Source organism: Burkholderia ubonensis, from assembly GCF_001718695.1.
Lineage (GTDB): Bacteria > Pseudomonadota > Gammaproteobacteria > Burkholderiales > Burkholderiaceae > Burkholderia > Burkholderia ubonensis_B.
The window spans coordinates 2,839,716-2,858,626 of sequence record NZ_CP013420.1 but is presented as its reverse complement, the minus strand read 5'-3'; the positions used below and the strand labels follow the sequence as shown (position 1 = coordinate 2,858,626).

The following is an 18,911-nucleotide window of genomic DNA, read 5'->3' as shown; positions in this document are numbered from 1 at the left end:
ATACGCGGCCGCGCTTGCGCGACGCGCGCCCGTGCGATACTCGGGCATTCCTCACCGCTCAGCGCGCGGCCCGATGCCGGCCGCCCGCCCCGTCACGATGACCGCTTCCCAAGACTCCACAGCCGCTTCGCCGTTCCCGTGCGCCCGCTTCATCAAGGAAATCGGGCGCGGCCCGCATGGCGCGCGCGCGCTGTCCGCCGAAGACACCTTCGAGCTGTATCGGGCGATGCTCGATGCGCGCGTGTCGGACCTCGAACTCGGCGCGATCCTGATCGCGTATCGCCTGAAGGGCGAGACCGCCGACGAGCTGGCCGCGATGCTGGCCGCCGCGCACGCGTCGTTCGAACCCGTGCACGTGCGCGACGGCGCGTTCCGCGCGGTGTCGATCCCGAGCTACAACGGCGCGCGCAAGCAGCCGAACCTCGTGCCGCTGCTCGCGCTCCTGCTCGCGCGCGAAGGCGTGCCGGTGCTCGTGCACGGCGTCACGCACGACCCGGGCCGCGTGACGAGCGCCGAGATCTTCAATGCGCTGTCGATCGCTCCGTCGGCGTCGCACGACGGAATCGAGGACATGCTCGCCGAACGCCGCGTCGCGTTCGCGCCGATCGACACGCTCGCGCCGCGGCTCGCGCGCCTGCTGGCGATGCGCGGCGTGCTCGGCGTGCGCAACTCGACGCATACGCTCGTGAAGATCCTGCAGCCGTTCGCGCCCGCCGGCCTGCGGCTCGTCAACTACACGCATCCACCGTACCGCGACAGTCTCGCGCAGTTGTTCCGCGATCATCCGGACGCGGCGCTGGGCGGCGCGCTGCTCGCGCGCGGCACCGAAGGCGAAGCGGTCGCCGACACGCGGCGCCAGGTGCAGGTCGACTGGCTGCATGACGGCGTCTGCGACACGCTGATCGAAGCGGAGCGCTCGTCGGCCGACGCGCCGCCCGTCGCGCTGCCGGAATCGCGCGACGCGGCCACGACCGCGGCCTGGACGGACGCCGTGCTGCGCGGCGAGATGCCGGTGCCGGAGACGGTCGCGCGCCAGGTCGAGACGATCGTGCGCATCGTCCGCCGCGGCGCCTGAGCGCGCAATGGCGTGCCGGACCCGTTCCGGCGCCGCCGCACGCGACGCACGCCATCCGACGCGCCCCATTTGACACGCGCGGGCATCCTGGCATAGAGTTGTCGCCATGCGTTCCTTTCCGAACACCCTCCGAATTACCTCCGGCCGCCTAGCGCGGCCGCTATCGCTACGACTAGCCTAAGGCTGTCGTAGCGCCGTGTGCTGTCCGCACGGTCCCTCCCAGCAGTTCCTCGCAGTACCCCTCTCGCAGTTTTTACAACCGAAGTCGTCAGCTTTCGTCCGTCTATCCGTCGGCCGATTCGCGAAGATCATCCGCATCCGCAGCGCGTTCCGGCGCCACACGGTGCGAGGCAGCGTCAACCGACGCTCATGCCGCCCGTCTTCGCTCGCGACTTGAGACCCGAGGTCCCGAAGATGAAGCGCAACCCACAAGAAAAGTACCGACCGTTCGAACCCGTCCGCATCAACGGCCGCAAGTGGCCGACCCGCACGATCGAGCGCGCGCCGGTCTGGATGAGCACCGATCTGCGCGACGGCAACCAGTCGCTGATCGAGCCGATGAGCATCGAGCAGAAGCTCGAATTCTTCGAGATGCTCGTCGCGATCGGCTTCAAGGAGATCGAAGTCGGTTTTCCGTCGGCGTCGCAAACCGACTTCGATTTCGTGCGCAGGCTGATCGACGAGAAGCGCATTCCCGGCGACGTGACGATCGAAGTGCTCGTGCAATCGCGCGAAGACCTGATCGCCCGCACGTTCGACGCGCTCGAAGGCGCGCCGCGCGCGATCGTGCACCTGTACAACGCGATCTGCCCGTCGTTCCGCCGCATCGTGTTCGGGATGTCGAAGGACGACGTGAAGGCGCTCGCGGTCGACGGCACGCGAATGATCAAGGAACACGCGATGGCGCGCCCGGACACGCACTGGACCTACCAGTATTCGCCGGAAACCTTCAGCATGACCGAACTGCCGTTCGCGCGCGAAGTGTGCGACGCGGTCGCGCAGACCTGGCGGCCGACCCGCGACCACAAGATGATCGTCAACCTGCCGGCGACCGTCGAAGCCGCGACGCCGAACGTGTTCGCCGACCAGATCGAATGGATGGACCGCAACCTCGGCTATCGCGACAGCATCGTGCTGTCCGTGCATCCGCACAACGACCGCGGCACCGCCGTCGCCGCCGCCGAGCTCGCGCTGCTCGCGGGCGCCGACCGCATCGAAGGCTGCCTGTTCGGCAACGGCGAGCGCACCGGCAACGTCGATCTCGTCACGCTCGCGCTGAACCTCTACACGCAGGGCATCGATCCGGGCCTCGACTTCTCCGACATCGACGCGGTGCGCCGCGTCGTCGAGCGCTGCAACCAGATTCCCGTGCATCCGCGCCACCCGTATGCGGGCGACCTCGTGTTCACCGCATTCTCCGGCTCGCACCAGGATGCGATCCGCAAGGGCTTCGCGCAGCAACGGCCCGACGCGATCTGGGAGGTGCCGTACCTGCCGATCGATCCGGCCGATCTCGGCCGCAGCTACGACGCGGTGATCCGCGTGAACAGCCAGTCCGGCAAGGGCGGCGCGACGTTCCTGCTCGAACGCGGAATGGGCTTCACGCCGCCGCGCCGCGTGCAGATCGAGTTCAGCCATGCGGTGCAGACGCTCGCCGACGCATCCGGCGAGGAAGTGACGGGTGACGCAATCTGCGCGCTGTTCGCACGCGAATTCTTCGAAACCGAGGGCCCGGCCGCGCGCAGCGGCGGCAGCGCACGCTGGCGGAACCGCGACGTCGCGGGCGCCAGCGCGGCCGGCGCGACGCCCGACGAGGCGGCGCGGCGCGCGGCGGCGGCCTTCGCGGCCGCGGCGGGCGTCACGATCGACGTCGCGTCGTGCGAACACGCACGCACGGTCGACGGACGAATCGCGGTATCGGTCGGCTGCCGGGTCGGCGACGCGCCGCCGCGGCACGGCGTCGGCGTGCACGCCGATGCGGCGAGCGCCGCGCTCGACGCGGTCGTCAGCGCGATCAACCGCTCGGCGTGGCACTGCGCCGACCGCCGTGCGGCGGCATAAGGGTTTGAATCAGGGTTTGAAGCAGGCCAGCGAGCGGTGCGAGACCGCCCGCGCAGCGTGCGATCCGCGCTGCGCGGGCCAGCAGGAAGCGGCCCAGAAGGGCGCTTCGGACGGGACACGAAAAGGAACGCGACGCGCGTTCATGTCTCGGTCGCGCACCGCGTCGCCTGCCACGCGAGCAGGCGCCAGCGCCCCTGCTCCTGCGTCTGCACCGCAGTGTACGCAATCGGAAACACGAGGCCGCCGTTGTTCGTTTCCATCTCGATCAGCGCGCGCCCGGTGACGAGGCAGGTATCGTCGCCCACGGGCAGCACGTCCTGCGACTGGATTTCGATCTGGCGATAGCGGCGGCGGCCGGCGGCGATGGCGTCGATGAACTGCTGCTTGGTTTCCCGTTTGCCGTTGGTGTGCACGTAGAACACCTTGTCCGACAGCAGCGCGTCGAGCACTTCGCCGTCGGCGTCCACCATCGCCCGGAACCGATCGCGCTCGAGCGCGCGGATCGCATCGACCACCTTCGCCATCGCCTGACTCCTCGGCAACGCGCACGCCGTGCGCGGGCGTGCGGATCAGAAGTTGTACTGCAGATAGAACTGGTGGAAATTTATACCAGGATTCGGCTCTTTGATACCCGCGTTAGACACATGTTGAAAGCGGTAGCCGACCTGGTACTGTTGCCGCTGCCCGAACTGCACGCCGACGCCCGCCACGTCGGCGAACTGGAACGCGGTCGACATCGACAGATCGTTCGATATCGTCGGATGAGACAGCAGGCGGATGCCGGCGCCGGCTTCGACGTACGGGCGAACCGCGCCCGCGCTCTTGATGAAACGGAACATCGGCGTCGCGCCGACCTCCCAGATGCTCGTGTGGACGTTGCCGTTCGTATGCCAGTAGCTGACGTTGCCCTCCATCACGAACGCGAAGTGCCAGCCGCCGATTTCCCACCAGGTCCAGCCCGGATCCCAGACCACGCCGAGACTGCCCTTGTCGATGCTGTGGCGATCCGAAAACCCGCCGCCCGCCTGAATCCCCCAGCGATCCGCCAGCGCTGCCCCCGAACCGCCCAGCAGCGACGCCGCCAGGACCGCGTGCAACGCAAGCCGGCTCCGCCGCCGACCGTTCTTATTGTTCATCTGACACTCCAACTTTGTGGGTTGAACGGAGCCAGCCGCCACGCGGCTGGGCTCGAGCGAACAGAATGGTATGGTAAAGGACTTTTCGGATCGGCATCACGAAACGAAATGGTTTGCTGTCGAAACTACAAAAATCAGAATCGTCTACTGATTCTCATGAAAAACAACAGGTTACGGAACTTGCGGGCATTCGAGCGGTCAGCCCCAATGCTATCGATATCGCCAGATCGATAGAAAAACGGGAACTCCAAAGCCCGCATCCCCTCTAAGGAATTAGCACTCAGTTGACGGGAGTGCTAAGATTGACCGCGGAATCATCCGAGACCGGGGTTCATCCCTGATTCCAAAGGAGTTTTCTTAAGTGAGCAACGCACTGACCCTTCCGAACACCCTGAGCCCGGCGTCTGCTAAGGCCGAATCGGCAGGCTCGCTGGCGCTCGCAACCCATTCGATGTTGCCGGGCCAGCTGGGCAATATCGACGCCTATATCCAGGCAGTCAATCGTATTCCGCTGCTGACGGCCGAGGAAGAACGCCGGTACGCCACCGAGTTCCGCGAGCAGAACAACCTCGATGCGGCCCGCCGCCTCGTGCTGTCGCACCTGCGGCTCGTCGTGTCGATCGCGCGCAACTATCTCGGCTACGGCCTGCCGCACGGCGACCTGATCCAGGAAGGCAACATCGGCCTGATGAAGGCCGTGAAGCGCTTCGATCCGGCGCAGAACGTGCGCCTCGTGTCCTATGCGATCCACTGGATCAAGGCCGAGATCCACGAGTACATCCTGCGCAACTGGCGCATGGTGAAGGTCGCGACGACGAAGGCGCAGCGCAAGCTGTTCTTCAACCTGCGCAGCCACAAAAAGGGCATGCAGGCGATGACGCCCGAGGAAATCGACGGCCTCGCGCAGGAGCTCAACGTCAAGCGCGAGGAAGTCACCGAGATGGAAACCCGCCTGTCGGGCGGCGACATCGCGCTCGAAGGGCAGGTCGAGGACGGCGAGGAAAGCTACGCGCCGATCGCGTATCTCGCCGATTCGCACAACGAGCCGACCGCCGTGCTCGCCGCGCGTCAGCGCGACATGCTGCAGACGGACGGCATCGCGCAGGCACTCGACGCGCTCGACGCGCGCAGCCGCCGCATCATCGAGGCACGCTGGCTGCACGTCGACGACGACGGCTCGGGCGGCTCGACGCTGCACGATCTCGCCGCCGAGTTCGGCGTGTCGGCGGAGCGCATTCGCCAGATCGAAGCGAGCGCGATGAAGAAAATGCGCACGGCGCTCGCCGAATACGCGTAACGCCCGCTGAATTAAAACGCTTCATCGAAAACCGCTGCCCGTCCGGCAGCGGTTTTTTTTCGCCCATAATTTGACCAATTCAATCGGGTATTCACCAAAACGCCGCCTGTTCCGCCGATGCTTGATCTAGCTCAAGTTTCGACGATCCCTTCGCGACGGTCCGCCGCAGCGCGGCACTGGCACGTCGCGAGCGTCCTCTTAAAATTGATGCGTCAGGCGCAATAGGATTTAAAACTGCTTAACGGCCGTCATCAATCCGACGTAGAGTCGCCCCAAACCTGCTTTAAAACGATTCTGGATAATGACCTTGATCTCGATCGATAAAAAGCCCGCGCCCACGGGCGGTGCGACCGGCTGGCGCGGTCGCCTCGCCGCGTGGGCCCGCGGCCCGACGCTCGCCCGCGACATCACCATCGTGCTGCTCGTCAAGCTGGCCCTGCTGATGGCGCTCAAATACGCATTCTTCAATCACCCGCAGGCCAGGCACATGTCGCTGCCGCCTGCCGCCGTCGCCGAGAAGCTGCTCTCGGTGCCGGCCCCCGCCTCTACCGAGGGAGACCACCATGATAAGTAGCGAAGTCGTCGATCTGTCGCGTCTGCAGTTCGGCATCACAGCGCTCTACCACTTCCTGTTCGTACCGCTGACCCTCGGCCTGTCCTGGCTGCTCGTCGTCATGGAAGCCGTCTACGTGATGACCGGCAAGCAGGTCTACAAGGACATGACCCAGTTCTGGGGCAAGCTGTTCGGCATCAATTTCGCGATGGGCGTGACGACCGGCATCACGCTCGAATTCCAGTTCGGCACGAACTGGTCGTACTACTCGCACTACGTCGGCGACATCTTCGGCGTGCCGCTCGCGGTCGAAGGCCTGATGGCGTTCTTCCTCGAATCGACGTTCGTCGGCCTGTTCTTCTTCGGCTGGAACCGCCTGTCGAAGGTCAAGCACCTGATGGTCACGTTCCTCGTCGCGCTCGGCTCGAACCTGTCCGCGCTGTGGATCCTCGTCGCGAACGGCTGGATGAACAACCCGGTCGGCGCCGAGTTCAACTACCAGACGATGCGGATGGAAATGACGAACCTGTTCGACGTGGTGTTCAACCCGGTCGCGCAGGTGAAGTTCGTGCACACCGTGTCGGCCGGCTACGTGTCCGCGGCGATGTTCGTGCTCGGCGTGTCGTCGTGGTATCTGCTGAAGAAGCGCGACACCGATTTCGCGCTGCGCTCGTTCGCGGTCGCGGCCGGCTTCGGCCTCGCGTCGACGCTCTGCGTGATCGTGCTCGGCGACGAATCCGGCTATACGACCGGCGAAGTGCAGAAGATGAAGCTCGCCGCGATCGAATCCGAATGGGAAACCGCACCGGCGCCGGCGGCGTTCACGCTGATCGGGCTGCCGAACCAGCAGGAAGAACGCACCGACTACGCAATCAAGATCCCGTATGCGCTCGGCCTGATCGCGACGCGCTCGATCGACGAGCCGGTGATCGGCCTGCGTGAGCTCGCCAAGCGCAGCGAAGAGCACATCCAGAGCGGGATGATCGCTTACGGCGCGCTGCAGAAGATCAAGGAAGGCGACACCAGCGCCGCGACCCGCGCGCTGTTCGACAAGCACAAGGAATATCTCGGCTACGGGCTGATGCTCAAGCAGTTCACGCCGAAGGTCACCGACGCGACGCCGGAGCAGATCAAGGCCGCCGCGAAGAAGACCATCCCGCCTGTCGCACCGGTGTTCTTCTCGTTCCGGATCATGGTGTTCCTCGGCTTCCTGTTCCTTGCGACGTTCGTCGCCGCGTTCTGGTTCTGCGCGCGCCGCGAGCTGCTGCAGGACAACCGCCGCTGGTTCCTGCGCTATGCGGTGTGGGCGATCCCGCTGCCGTGGATCGCGATCGAATTCGGCTGGATCGTCGCCGAACTGGGCCGCCAGCCGTGGACGATCGCGGGCATCCTGCCGACGCACCTGTCCGCGTCGAGCCTGACGCCGGCCGACCTGTACCTGAGCCTGGCCGGCTTCATCCTGTTCTACACGGCGCTCTTCATCATCGAGATCACGCTGATGTTCAAGTACGCGCGCCTCGGCCCGTCGTCGCTGCATACCGGCCGCTACCACCACGAGCTGGCGGCCGCCGGCGAGCGCGCCCCGGCCTGAGCCCGGCCCAGATACCGAACAAGGAATCGCTATGGACTACGCAACTCTCAAGCTGATCTGGTGGCTGCTCGTCGGCGTGCTGCTGATCGGCTTCGCCGTCACCGACGGCTTCGACATGGGCGCGACCGCGCTGCTGCCGTTCCTCGGCAAGACCGACGAGGAGCGCCGCATCATCGTCAACACGGTCGGCGCGACCTGGGAAGGCAACCAGGTGTGGCTCATCACCGCCGGCGGCGCGATGTTCGCCGCGTGGCCGCTCGTCTATGCGGCATCGTTCTCCGGCTTCTACTTCGCGATGCTGCTCGTGCTGTTCGCGCTGTTCTTCCGGCCGGTCGGCTTCGACTACCGCAGCAAGCGGCCGGACCCGCGCTGGCGCGCGGGCTGGGACTGGGGCCTGTTCGCCGGCGGCTTCGTGCCGGCGCTGGTGTTCGGCGTCGCGTTCGGCAACCTGCTGCAGGGCGTGCCGTTCCAGTTCGACACCGACCTGCGCGTCAGCTATCACGGCAGCTTCTGGGCGCTCCTGAACCCGTTCGCGCTGCTCTGCGGCCTCGTCAGCCTGACGATGCTGGTCGCGCACGGCGCCGCGTTCATCAAGATGAAGACGGACGGCGTGATCGCGCGCCGCGCGTCGGTCGCGCTGCGCGTGTCGGCGTTCCTCGCCGTCGTGCTGTTCGTGCTCGCGGGCGTGCTGATCGCGTCGTATGTCGGCGGCTATCACGTCACGCACGCGGCGCCGACCGACACGGTCGCGAACCCGCTGCTGAAGGACGTCGCCGCGGGCTCGGGCCTGTGGCTCGCGAACTACGGCGAGTATCCGTGGATGGTCGCGGCGCCGGTCGTCGGCATCGCCGGCGGCGTGCTCGCGCTGCTGCTCGCGGGCTCGCGCCTCGAGAAGACCGCGTTCTTCTGCACGGGCCTGATGATCGTCGGCGTGATCCTGACCGCGGGCTTCTCGATGTTCCCGTTCATCATGCCGTCGTCGCTCGACCCGAAGAGCAGCCTGACCGTGTGGGACTCGACGTCGAGCCACATGACGCTGCAGGTGATGCTGTTCGCCGTGATCGTGTTCCTGCCGATCGTCCTGCTCTATACGGGCTGGGTGTACCGCGTGATGCGCGGCAAGGTCACGCGCGAGGCGCTCGAGGAAAACAAGCACTCGATGTATTGAACCCGGCGGGGCGCGCACGCGCCCCCGCCCCACGTTTCGCAAGGAGTCGGATCATGTGGTACTTCAGCTGGATTCTCGGTATCGGCGTCGCGCTCGCGTTCGGCATCGTCAACGCGATGTGGCTCGAAGCGCAGCCGAAGCGCGTCGCGCCGGCCGGCGCGAAAGCCGACCGGGCCTGACGCCGCGGCGGCAGCCGCCGCGCGCGCCCGGACGACATGCGCCCGGCCGCGCCGGACGGATTGCCGTCCCGCAGCAGCCAACCTCGCCTCGTGCGAGGTTTTTTTTCGCCTGCGGCCCGGCCGCCTCGCGTCGCCCCATCTCAAAATTCAATGCCACTCTGGAACCAAATTAATACCACTTGAATACCATTCAAAGGTTTCATATGATCTTTCACGCGGCGGTCCACAGGCCGCGTCCACTTGGGTGGAGGAGACATGAACGATCACCGCTTGGGCCCCCGCGGCGCCACGCCGAACCGTGAGCGTCCGAGGACCGGCCGCGCCGCGGCGCCCACCGATATGCGCCGCTCATGAACGCGCACGGCCGGCGCGCGTGCCGCGAACCTGATCCGTAGCGCTCGGCATCGCGCGCCTTATGCGCGCCTCGTGCACGCCTTGCGCACTTCGTGCCCCCTCGCCCGCGCACGGCCCCCAGCCTTTCCCCGCAGCCTCCTTGAAAGACCCGATCGCAGCGACGTAATCCCGCGGCGTCGTATCGCCGAACTTTTTTTGAGGAATCCCCATGAATCGAATCCTGCATTCCCTGTGCGCCGGCGCGCTGATCGCGGCGGCGCTGTCGCCGGCCGCGTCGCCTGCGCAGACGCCCGCGCGCGCGGCGCCCGGCGCGAGCGCGAACGCCGCCCCGCCGACGCCCGCCGGGCTCGCGACGCTGCTGTCGAACGGCCTCGCGTTGCGCGTCACCGTCGACAACAATCACGCGGCGTCGGCCGGCGTGCCCTGCGCCGATCTCGGCGCGGACTGGGCGAGCTGCGCGACGGGCCGCCTGATCCTGCAGAACCGCGGCCACCAGCCGATCGCCGACGGCGGCTGGCGGCTCTACCTGCACAGCATCCGCCGCCTGCTGCGGATCGACCGGCCGGGCTTCGCGCTGCGCCGCCTGACGGGCGACCTGTACGAACTGACGCCGCAGCCGGGTTCGCTCAGGCTCGCGCCGGGCGAGCGCATCGAGCTGCCGGTCGTCGCCGAATACTGGCTGCGCCGCTACAGCGACGTGATTCCGCGGCCCTACGTGGTGGTCGACGGCGCGCCGCCCGCGGTGCTGCGCTACAACGACACCGACGACGAGCTGCGCTACGTCGAATCGCTGCCCGCCGACGCGCAGAACAATTCACCCGGCAACGCACCGCCCGTCGCCGCGCGGCCGGACGCCGGCCGCGCGCTGCCGAGCGTGAAGCGGCAGCGCACGCTGGGCGGCACGCTCGAGCTGCGCGGCGTCGACCTGGCGCTGCCGGAGCTCCCGTCCGCGCAAGTGGCGGCGTTGCGCGAGCGCGCGGGCACGCTCGGCCTCGACGGCGCGCGCGTGCCGGTGTGGGGCGTCGTCGCACCTCGCCGGCTGCCGGCCGATATCGCGACGCCCGGCGGCTACCGGCTCGCGATCGGGCCGCGCGGCGCGTTCATCGAGGCCTACGATCGCGCCGGCCTCTACTACGGCGTGCAGACCCTGTTCTCGCTCGCGCCGGCCGGCGGCGGCACGCTTCCCGCGATGCTCGTCGAGGACGCGCCGCGCTTCGTCCATCGCGGCATGCACGTCGACCTCGCGCGCAACTTCAAGCATCCGGCGACGCTGCGCCGCCTGATCGACCAGATGAGCGCGTACAAGCTCAACCGGCTGCACCTGCACCTGTCCGACGACGAGGGCTGGCGCATCGAGATTCCCGGCCTGCCCGAACTGACCGACGTCGGCGCGCGCCGCTGCCACGATCCGTCCGAAACGCGCTGCCTGCTGCCGCAGCTCGGCTCGGGGCCCGACGACCAGTCGGGCGGCGGCTACCTGACGCGCGCCGATTACGTGGCGCTGCTGCGCTATGCGGCCGACCGCTTCGTCGAGGTGATTCCCGAGATCGACATGCCCGCGCACTCGCGCGCGGCCGTCGTGTCGATGGAGGCGCGCTATCGCCGCCTGCACGCGGCGGGCCGCGAGCAGGACGCGAACGCGTACCGGCTGCTCGATCCGCAGGACACGTCGAACCTGCTGACGGTGCAGTTCTACGACCGGCGCAGCGACCTGAACCCGTGCGTGCCGGGCGCGCTCAACTTCGCGTCGAAGGTGATCCGCGAAATCGCGTCGATGCACGCGGACGCGCAAGTGCCGCTGCGCACCTGGCACTACGGCGGCGACGAGGCGAAGAACATCCTGCTCGGCGCGGGCTTCCAGCCGCGCAACGGCGCCGATCCGGGCAAGGGCCGCATCGATCTCGCCGCGCAGGACAAGCCGTGGGCGCGCTCGCCGGCGTGCACCGCGCTGCTGCAACGCGGTGAAGTCAAGTCGATCGACGAGCTGCCGACGCGCTTCGCGAAGCAGGTCAGCGCGGTCGTGAACGCGAACGGAATCGGCACGATGGCCGCGTGGCAGGACGGCATCAAGCACGCGAACGGTCCGCAGGACTTCAGCACGCGCAACGTGATGGTGTCGCTGTGGGACACGATCTTCTGGGGCGCGTCGGACAGCGCGCGCGACCTGAGCGCCAAGGGATACCGGACGGTGCTCGCGCTGCCCGACTACCTGTATTTCGACTTCCCGTACACGCTCAATCCGCGCGAGCGCGGCTATTACTGGGGCTCGCATGCGACGGACGAGTACAAGGTGTTCTCGCTCGCGCCGGAGAACCTGCCGCAGAACGCCGAGGTGATGGGCGACCGCGACGGCAATCCGTTCGAGGTGACGAGCGCCGGACCCGCGCCGCGCCTCGAAGGGATCCAGGGGCAAGCGTGGGGTGAAGTGATGCGCAACGACCGGCTGCTCGAATACATGGTGTATCCGCGGCTGCTCGCGCTCGCCGAGCGCGCATGGCACAAGGCCGACTGGGAGCTGCCGTATGCGGCGGGCGTGCGCTACAAGCTCGGCGACACGCATCACGTCGACACGGCCGCGCTGCAGCGCGACTGGGCAGGCTTCGCGACGCTGCTCCAGCAGCGCGAACTGCCGAAGCTCGAACGCGCGGGGATCGGCTACCGGAAGCCGACGTTCACGCTGACGAACCCGTAAGGGGCGCGCAGTTGCACGGGGTGGGCGAGGCGCGAGGCGGATCGGAGCACCGGCACTGAACACTGAGCAGTGGCACCGCCCCCAAAGTAAAAACGGCTTGCGCCCCATCGGTCGCAAGCCGTTTTCGTACTGGGGCCGGCAGCCGGCCCGCTGCGGCAACGCAGACAGACCGGCAGCGTCGCGTCAGGCCGGTTGCGCGGCCGCGCCGCCCCCGGTCGACGGCAGGCGTGCGCCGAGCTGCTGCGCATAGCGCGCGGCCGCATTGCCGCAGACGATGTGGAATGTGTCCGGCGACACCCATGCGGCGTCGAGCGTGCCGAGCCGTTCGCGATCGACGGCCGATGCGTCGCGCACGACCACGCGCAGCCGCGTGGTCGCCACCGCGTCGAGCGACGCGACGTTGGTCGCGCCGCCGAACACCGCGAGCCAGCGCGCCGGATCGGGATCGAGCGGCCCCGCCGCCGCGCCCGTGACCGCTTGCGCCGTCGATTGCGCGGCCGCGGCCGGCGCTGCGGCTGCGGCCCCAGCCGTACCGCTGCCGATCGCCGCGCGCATTTCGTCGGCGATGATGTCCGCCTCCGGCCCGATGATCACCTGCACGCTGTTGCCGCCGCGCTTGAGCACGCCGCGCGCGCCGATCGCCTTCAGGTCCGGCTCCGACACCTTGTCCGGATCGGCGACGGTCAGCCGCAGGCGCGTCGTGCACGCGTCGACGACCGTCAGGTTGCCCGCGCCGCCGAGCGCGGCGATGTAGCGCTGCGCGCGCGGCGCCGCGGCGCTCGCGGCCGGCGCGACGTAGCCGCCCGGCTGGTACGGCTCGGCCGCGCCTTCGGCCGTCGCCGGCTCACGGCCCGGCGTCGCCATGTCGAACTTGCGGATGAAGAAGCGGAACAGCCCGTAGTACGCGATGCCGTACGCGATGCCGAGCGGAATCGCGACCCAGCCCTTCGTCGACAGCCCGTAGTTCAGCACGTAGTCGATCCCGCCCGCCGAGAACGTGAAGCCGAGCTTCACGCCGAGAATCTGGCAGATCGCGAGCGACAGCCCCGTCAGCACCGCGTGGATCACGTACAGCACCGGCGCGAGGAACATGAAGCTGAATTCGATCGGCTCGGTCACGCCGGTCAGGAACGACGTGAGCGCCATCGAGAACAGCAGGCCGCCGACCACCGCGCGGCGCTCCTTCGGCGCCTCGTGCAGCATCGCGAGGCACGCGGCCGGCAGGCCGAACATCATGATCGGGAAGAAGCCGGCCATGAAGGTGCCCGCGCTCGGGTCGCCCGCGAAGAAGCGGTGCAGGTCGCCGTGCACGAGCTCGCCGCCGGCCGGCGGCGTGAAGTTGCCGAACACGAACCACGCGAGCGAATTGATGATGTGGTGCAGGCCCGTGACGAGCAGCAGCCGGTTCAGGAAGCCGAACACGAACGCGCCGATCGCGCCCGCGGTCGTCAGCCACTGGCCGGCCGCGTCGATCGCATGCTGGACCGGCTGCCACACGTAGCCGAACACGATGCCGAGCACCACGCATGCCAGGCCGGTGATGATCGGCACGAAGCGCTTGCCGCCGAAGAACGCGAGGTAGTCGGGCAGCTTGATGTCCTTGTAGCGGTTGTACAGCAAGCCGGCCACCACGCCCGCGATGATCCCGGACAGCACGCCCATGTTCAGCTTGGGATCGATGTCCTTCATGATCGCGGTTTCGATCAGGTAGCCGATCGCGCCCGCGAGCGCCGCGACGCCGTTGTTGTCCTTCGCGAAGCCGACCGCCACGCCGATCGCGAACAAGAGCGGCAGGTTGTCGAAGATCGCGCCGCCCGCGTCGGCGATCATCTTGATGTTGAACACGTCCGGCTGGCCGAGCCGCAGCAGGATGCCGGCGACCGGCAGCACCGCGATCGGCAGCATCAGCGCCCTTCCCAGGCTCTGTATCTTCAGAAACGGATTCCCGTCCATTCAGTCCTCCAATCCTTGTCTCTTCGTTGACCTTCTTCGTTGACCTGATTGCTTGCGTAGTGAATTTGCGTTGCTGCTGAAACCGCGCGCGAGTCCCCGCCGACGCTCAGTCGAGCGGCCAGATCTCGCGGCTTGCTGCCCTTACCGCCTGCGCCGAGTCGAGCGCGAGCAGATCCTGCGCGCGCTGGCGGCACAACTGGTAATCGAGGCGGCGCACGCGCGCCTTGATGCCCGGCACCGACACCGGATCGACCGACAGCTCGGTCACGCCGAGGCCGACGAGGATCGGCACCGCGAGCGGATCGCCGCCGAGCGCGCCGCACACGCCGACCCACTTGCCGTGCTTCTCGGCACCGCGCACCGCGATGTCGATCAGGCGCAGCACGGCCGGATGCAGGCCGTCCGCCTGCGCGGCGAGGTCGGCCTGGCAGCGGTCCATCGCGAGCGTGTACTGGGTGAGGTCGTTGGTGCCGATCGACAGGAAGTCCGCATGCTGCGCGAGCTGGTCGGCCAGCAGCGCCGCCGACGGCACCTCGATCATCACGCCGACCTCGATCGGCTCGGCGCGGCCCATCGCGCGCGCGAATTCGCCGATGCGCTTTTTCAGCCGCACGAGCTCGCCCGCGTCGGTCACCATCGGCAGCAGGATGCGCACCGCGCCGAACGGCTTCACCGCGAGCAGGCCCTGCAGCTGGTCGTCGAGCAGATCGGGGCGCACCTGCGCGAGGCGGATCCCGCGCAGGCCGAGCGCCGGGTTCGGCTCGGGCGGCAGCGTCAGGTAGTCGACTTCCTTGTCCGCGCCGACGTCGAGCGTGCGGATGATCGCGGTGCGGCCCTGCAGCGCGTCGACGATCGACTGGTAGCTCTGCTGGTGCTCGACGGTGGTCGGCGCCGCCTGGCGATGGATGAACATCAGCTCGGTGCGCAGCAGGCCGACCGCGTCCGCGCCGTTGTCGACGGCCGTGTTCGCGTCGTCGAGCGTCGCGATGTTCGCGGCGACCTCGATCGCGCGGCCGTCGGCGGTCGCGGCGGCTTCGCCCGCGGTCCGGCGGTTCGCTTCGCGCACGCCGGCGAGGCGCTGGCGCTCGTGCCGCGCACGCTCGACGTCGAGCGCGGTCGGCGCGTGTTCGAGACGGCCCGCGCTCGCGTCGACGACGACCTGCGTGCCGTCCGGAATCGCGTACAGCGCGTCGCCGACCGCGACGAGCGCCGGAATGCCGAGCTGGCGCGCGATGATCGCCGCGTGCGACGTCGCGCCGCCGCGCGCCATCACGAGCGCGGTCACGCGCTCGCGATCGAGCGACGACAGCTCGGACGGCGTGAACTCCTCGGCCGCGAGCACGGCCTCGTCGGGCAGCGCGCGCGCCGCGCCGTTCGTGTGGCCGAGTGCGCGCAGCACGCGCTTCTCGATGTCGCGCAGGTCGGCCGCGCGCTCGGCGAGCAGTGCGTCGTCGAGCTTCGACAGCGTGTCGATCTGCGTGCGGATCGTCGCGCGCCACGCGAAGCCCGCGCTCTTGCCGAGGCTGATCAGGTCGCGCGCCGCGTCGATCAGCGTCGGGTCTTCGAGCAGCACGCGATGCACCGCGAAGATCCCCGCCTCGCCGACCGCGCCGCGCGCCGATGCGTTGCGCACGGTGACGTCGAGCTCGGCGTCGACGGCCTTCAGCGCCTGGTCGAGCTGACGGCTTTCCGATGCGGGCGTGCCGCTCGCCTGCTCGGGCGGCGTGAGGTCCGCATCGTCGAGGCGCACCAGCGTGCCGACGGCGATGCCGGGCGCCGCGCACACGCCGGCGAGCGTGTGCGGATCGAGGGGCGCGCCAACGCGCGGGGCGCCGACGTCGCGCACGACCGCCTGCGGCGCGGGCGACAGCGTGCGCGCCGGCTTCTCCTCGACTTCGCCGTGCGCCTCGCGCAGCAGCTCGTGCGCGACCGCGTCGACCGCCTGCTGCGCCTGCGCGCCGCGGCCGACCAGCTCGATCGCCGCCTGTTCGCCGGCGCCGAGGCCGAGCAGCCCGACCACGCTCTGGATCGGCGCCTTGCGGCCTTCGAAATGCACGTCGACGTGCGCATCGAGCCCGCGCGCCGCCTCGCGCGCCCGCGCGGCCGGCCGTGCGTGCAGGCCGCCCGGCTGCGTGAGCACGATCTGGCGGCGCACTTCGTGCGCCGAAGTCGCGGTCGCGGTCGCATGAGCGGCCTGCGTGGCCTGCCCGGCCGCTGCGCCGTTGGCGCGCAGCGTGAGGAGCGGCGTCTCGCCGGCCGTCGCGGAGCCTTGCGCGCGTGCGACGATCTCGAACGCGTCGGAATTCGCGATCGCGATCACCGACACGAGCGAATGCGCGCTGCGCGCGACCGCGTCCTGGTCGAACTCGATCAGCAGGTCGCCCGCGTCGACGCGCGCGCCGGCCTCGACGCGCGCGGTGAAGCCCTTCCCGTTCAGCTCGACGGTGTCGATGCCGATGTGCAGCAGCACTTCCGCGCCCTGCGGCGTCGTGATCGTCACCGCGTGGCCGGTGCGCGCGAGATGCGACACGATGCCGGCGCACGGCGCGACGAGCTTGCCGGCGAGCGGGTCGATGCCGATGCCGTCGCCGAACATCCCGCCGGAGAACACCGGATCGGGCACGTCGGCCAGCGCAACGATCGGCCCCGTCAACGGGGCAAGCAGAACGATCTGATCGTGGGTGGGGCTCTTCAACTGGGACTCCTCGGCGCGTCTCATCGGCGTTCTCGGCTCATCAATGCGTTTCGGTGACTTTGTTCAGGTGGCGCGGCGTATCGGGATTGCGGCCGCGCGCGACGGCGAGATCCGCCGCCATCACGTAGAACGACAGAATGGCGGCGATCGGGTCGAGCGCCGCATGGGCGGACTGCGCGAGCGGCAGCACCGTGCCCGACAGGCCGGGCGTGCCGGCCGGCGCGGCGAGCAGCACCGCGGCGCCGCGCGCGCGCATGTCGGCCGCGAGCTGCAGCAGGCCCGCCTGCTCCGGCCCCGGCGGCGCGAACACGAGCAGCGGATAGTCGCGGTCGATCAGCTCCATCGGGCCGTGACGCACTTCGGCGCTCGAGAACGCCTCGGCCTGGATGCCGGAGGTTTCCTTCAGCTTCAGCGCGGCTTCCTGCGCGATCGCGAGGCCGAGGCCGCGGCCGATCACGATCATCCGCTCGACGTCGGCCAGCGCGGCGACGGCCGGCGACCAGTCGAGCGCGCCCGCCTGCGCGAGCACGTCGGGCAGGCCGCGCAGCGCGGTGACGAGCGCCGCGTCGCGCTGCCAGAACGCGACGATCTGCGCGGACAGCGACAGCATCGCGATGTAGCTCTTGGTGGCCGCGACCGACCGTTCCGGGCCGGCCAGGAGCGGCAGCTGGTGCTCGCAGGCGTCGGCGAGCGGCGACGGCAGCACGTTGACCGCCGCGACGGTGCGCGCGCCCGCTTCGCGCAGCGCGGCCATCGTGTTGACGAGATCGGGGCTCTTGCCCGACTGGGAGAACGCGATCGCAAGCTGGTCCTGCACCTTCAGCGGCGCCTGCTGCAGCGTCGCGACCGACATCGGCAGCGACGCGACCGGCACGCCGAGGCGGCTCATCGTCAGGCTCGCGAAATAGCTCGCGGCGTGATCCGAGCTGCCGCGCGCGACCGTCAGCGCGACGGCCGGCGGATGATCCATCAGCTGGCCGGCGAGCGCTTCGACGCGCGCGGTGTCGGCGAGCTGCGCGGCGACGACCTGGGCGGACTCGCGCGCCTCGTTAAGCATATTCGACAATCGATTCTCCTTCGACGTAGGTCGCGGTGAGGTTCAGGTCGCGATCGAACACGGCGACGTCGGCCCACGCGCCGCGCACGAGGCGGCCGCGATCGGCGATGCCGAGATAGTCGGCCGCGTAGCGCGACATCCGGTTCGACACGTCGGCGATCGGCAGGCCGAGCGACACGAGATTGCGCAGCGCCTGGTCCATCGTCAGCGTGCTGCCGGCGAGCGTGCCGTCGGCGAGCCGCACGCCGCCGAGGCACTTCGTCACGTGCTGGCTGCCGAGCCGGTATTCGCCGTCGGGCATGCCGGTGGCCGACGTGCTGTCGGTCACGACGTACAGGCGCGGGATCGCACGCAGCGCCGCGCGGATCGCGCCCGGATGCACGTGCAGCAGGTCGGGGATGATCTCCGCGTATTCGGCGTGCGCGAGCGCCGCGCCGACGAGGCCCGGGTTGCGGTGATGCAGCGGCGACATCGCGTTGAACAGGTGCGTGAAGCCGCACGCGCCGTGCTTGAGCGCGGCGACCGCGTCGTCGTAGGTCGCGAGCGAGTGGCCGAGCTGCACGCGCACGCCGCGCGCGGCCATCTCGCCGATGATCTCGATGTGGCCCGCGATTTCCGGCGCGAGCGTGACGACGCGGATCGGCGCGATCGACAGGTACTTCAGCACTTCGTCGAGCACGGCCGACACGGCCGCGTCCGGCTGCGCGCCGAGCTTGCCGGGGTTGATGTACGGCCCTTCAAGGTGCACGCCGAGCACGCGCGCGCCGCCCGGCGTGCGGGTGCGCGCGACGCTGCCGAGGTTGCCGACGACCTTCATCAGCTCGTCGCGCGGTGCGGTCATCGTCGTCGCGAGCAGGCTCGTCGTGCCGTACTGCGCGTGCGTGCGGGCAATCGTCTCGATCGCGTCGCCGCCTTCCATCACGTCGGCGCCGCCGCCGCCGTGCACGTGCAGGTCGATGAAGCCGGGCAGGATGTACGGCGCGTCGTTCTTCGCGGGATCGGCCGCGGCGCCGTCGAGCGTCGTGATGCGCCCGTTCTCGCAATCGAGCGAGCCGTGAATCCAGCCGTCGGGGGTCAGGATGTTTCCAGTCAGCATGACA

General features: G+C 68.9%; 14 protein-coding genes. 8 read left to right on the top strand and 6 right to left on the bottom strand.

From position 1 onward, the window contains the following. Positions 1–97 precede the first annotated feature (97 nt). Both ybiB and leuA read left to right on the top strand, forming a co-directional pair. Positions 98–1,075 (top strand): DNA-binding protein YbiB, encoded by a 978-nt coding sequence (gene ybiB, locus WJ35_RS13025; protein ID WP_069239437.1) that lies wholly within the window; start codon positions 98–100, stop codon positions 1,073–1,075. Between the two features lie 414 nt (positions 1,076–1,489). After that, positions 1,490–3,136, top strand: a complete 1,647-nt coding sequence (gene leuA, locus WJ35_RS13020) for a 2-isopropylmalate synthase (protein ID WP_060235979.1) — start codon at positions 1,490–1,492, stop codon at positions 3,134–3,136. A 140-nt stretch (positions 3,137–3,276) separates the two neighbouring features. On the opposite strand, the gene WJ35_RS13015 is transcribed toward leuA, so the two are convergent. Together WJ35_RS13015 and WJ35_RS13010 are read right to left on the bottom strand one after the other, a co-directional pair. Continuing rightward, the gene (locus tag WJ35_RS13015; protein WP_010090640.1) at positions 3,277–3,660 is read right to left on the bottom strand and encodes a nuclear transport factor 2 family protein; all 384 of its coding nucleotides are present in this window, start codon (positions 3,658–3,660) and stop codon (positions 3,277–3,279) included. Between the two features lie 45 nt (positions 3,661–3,705). Further along, entirely contained in the window at positions 3,706–4,272 is a 567-nt protein-coding gene (locus WJ35_RS13010) for an acyloxyacyl hydrolase (protein WP_060235978.1), read from the bottom strand. 361 nt (positions 4,273–4,633) lie between these two features. On the opposite strand from WJ35_RS13010, the gene rpoH reads away from it, so the two are divergent. From rpoH to WJ35_RS12980, 6 genes are all read left to right on the top strand, one after another. Beyond that, positions 4,634–5,569: an RNA polymerase sigma factor RpoH gene (gene rpoH / locus WJ35_RS13005; protein ID WP_010090638.1), complete on the top strand. Its 936-nt coding sequence runs from the start codon at positions 4,634–4,636 to the stop codon at positions 5,567–5,569. Between the two features lie 301 nt (positions 5,570–5,870). Further along, on the top strand, positions 5,871–6,143 hold the full coding sequence (gene cydP / locus WJ35_RS13000; protein WP_176728769.1) for a cytochrome oxidase putative small subunit CydP: 273 nt from the start codon (positions 5,871–5,873) through the stop codon (positions 6,141–6,143). Next, positions 6,133–7,713, top strand: coding sequence for a cytochrome ubiquinol oxidase subunit I (locus WJ35_RS12995; RefSeq protein WP_010090636.1), 1,581 nt, complete (start codon positions 6,133–6,135; stop codon positions 7,711–7,713). The genes cydP and WJ35_RS12995 overlap by 11 nt, the downstream gene beginning before the upstream one ends. A gap of 31 nt (positions 7,714–7,744) precedes the next feature. Then, positions 7,745–8,881: a cytochrome d ubiquinol oxidase subunit II gene (cydB, locus tag WJ35_RS12990; protein ID WP_059962725.1), complete on the top strand. Its 1,137-nt coding sequence runs from the start codon at positions 7,745–7,747 to the stop codon at positions 8,879–8,881. Between the two features lie 53 nt (positions 8,882–8,934). Further along, positions 8,935–9,060, top strand: coding sequence for a cytochrome bd-I oxidase subunit CydX (gene cydX, locus WJ35_RS12985; RefSeq protein ID WP_042586361.1), 126 nt, complete (start codon positions 8,935–8,937; stop codon positions 9,058–9,060). Between the two features lie 562 nt (positions 9,061–9,622). Next, positions 9,623–12,106 (top strand): family 20 glycosylhydrolase, encoded by a 2,484-nt coding sequence (locus tag WJ35_RS12980; RefSeq protein WP_069239267.1) that lies wholly within the window; start codon positions 9,623–9,625, stop codon positions 12,104–12,106. Positions 12,107–12,289: 183 nt separating this feature from the next. On the opposite strand, the gene nagE is transcribed toward WJ35_RS12980, so the two are convergent. From nagE to nagA, 4 genes are all read right to left on the bottom strand, one after another. After that, positions 12,290–14,059, bottom strand: coding sequence for an N-acetylglucosamine-specific PTS transporter subunit IIBC (gene nagE, locus WJ35_RS12975; protein WP_069239266.1), 1,770 nt, complete (start codon positions 14,057–14,059; stop codon positions 12,290–12,292). 106 nt (positions 14,060–14,165) lie between these two features. Further along, positions 14,166–16,778 carry a phosphoenolpyruvate--protein phosphotransferase gene (ptsP, locus tag WJ35_RS12970; RefSeq protein WP_069239265.1) on the bottom strand — a complete coding sequence of 871 codons (2,613 nt, stop codon included), beginning with the start codon at positions 16,776–16,778 and terminating at the stop codon, positions 14,166–14,168. 16 nt (positions 16,779–16,794) lie between these two features. After that, positions 16,795–17,811 carry an SIS domain-containing protein gene (locus tag WJ35_RS12965; protein ID WP_060235971.1) on the bottom strand — a complete coding sequence of 339 codons (1,017 nt, stop codon included), beginning with the start codon at positions 17,809–17,811 and terminating at the stop codon, positions 16,795–16,797. Then, on the bottom strand, positions 17,804–18,907 hold the full coding sequence (gene nagA, locus WJ35_RS12960) for an N-acetylglucosamine-6-phosphate deacetylase (RefSeq protein ID WP_060235969.1): 1,104 nt from the start codon (positions 18,905–18,907) through the stop codon (positions 17,804–17,806). Before nagA ends, WJ35_RS12965 begins: the two co-directional genes overlap by 8 nt. Between the last annotated feature and the right edge of the window lie 4 nt (positions 18,908–18,911).

Excerpts from the sequence above, each read along its gene's own strand:
- WJ35_RS13010 (WP_060235978.1), bottom strand. The coding sequence starts at position 4,272 with ATGAACAATAAGAACGGTCGGCGGCGGAGCCGGCTTGCGTTGCACGCG.
- nagA (WP_060235969.1), bottom strand. The coding sequence starts at position 18,907 with ATGCTGACTGGAAACATCCTGACCCCCGACGGCTGGATTCACGGCTCG.
- cydB (WP_059962725.1), top strand. The coding sequence starts at position 7,745 with ATGGACTACGCAACTCTCAAGCTGATCTGGTGGCTGCTCGTCGGCGTG.
- WJ35_RS12980 (WP_069239267.1), top strand. The coding sequence starts at position 9,623 with ATGAATCGAATCCTGCATTCCCTGTGCGCCGGCGCGCTGATCGCGGCG.
- leuA (WP_060235979.1), top strand. The coding sequence starts at position 1,490 with ATGAAGCGCAACCCACAAGAAAAGTACCGACCGTTCGAACCCGTCCGC.
- ptsP (WP_069239265.1), bottom strand. The coding sequence starts at position 16,778 with ATGAGACGCGCCGAGGAGTCCCAGTTGAAGAGCCCCACCCACGATCAG.
- nagE (WP_069239266.1), bottom strand. The coding sequence starts at position 14,059 with ATGGACGGGAATCCGTTTCTGAAGATACAGAGCCTGGGAAGGGCGCTG.
- cydP (WP_176728769.1), top strand. The coding sequence starts at position 5,871 with ATGACCTTGATCTCGATCGATAAAAAGCCCGCGCCCACGGGCGGTGCG.
- cydX (WP_042586361.1), top strand. The coding sequence starts at position 8,935 with ATGTGGTACTTCAGCTGGATTCTCGGTATCGGCGTCGCGCTCGCGTTC.
- ybiB (WP_069239437.1), top strand. The coding sequence starts at position 98 with ATGACCGCTTCCCAAGACTCCACAGCCGCTTCGCCGTTCCCGTGCGCC.
- WJ35_RS12965 (WP_060235971.1), bottom strand. The coding sequence starts at position 17,811 with ATGCTTAACGAGGCGCGCGAGTCCGCCCAGGTCGTCGCCGCGCAGCTC.
- WJ35_RS12995 (WP_010090636.1), top strand. The coding sequence starts at position 6,133 with ATGATAAGTAGCGAAGTCGTCGATCTGTCGCGTCTGCAGTTCGGCATC.
- WJ35_RS13015 (WP_010090640.1), bottom strand. The coding sequence starts at position 3,660 with ATGGCGAAGGTGGTCGATGCGATCCGCGCGCTCGAGCGCGATCGGTTC.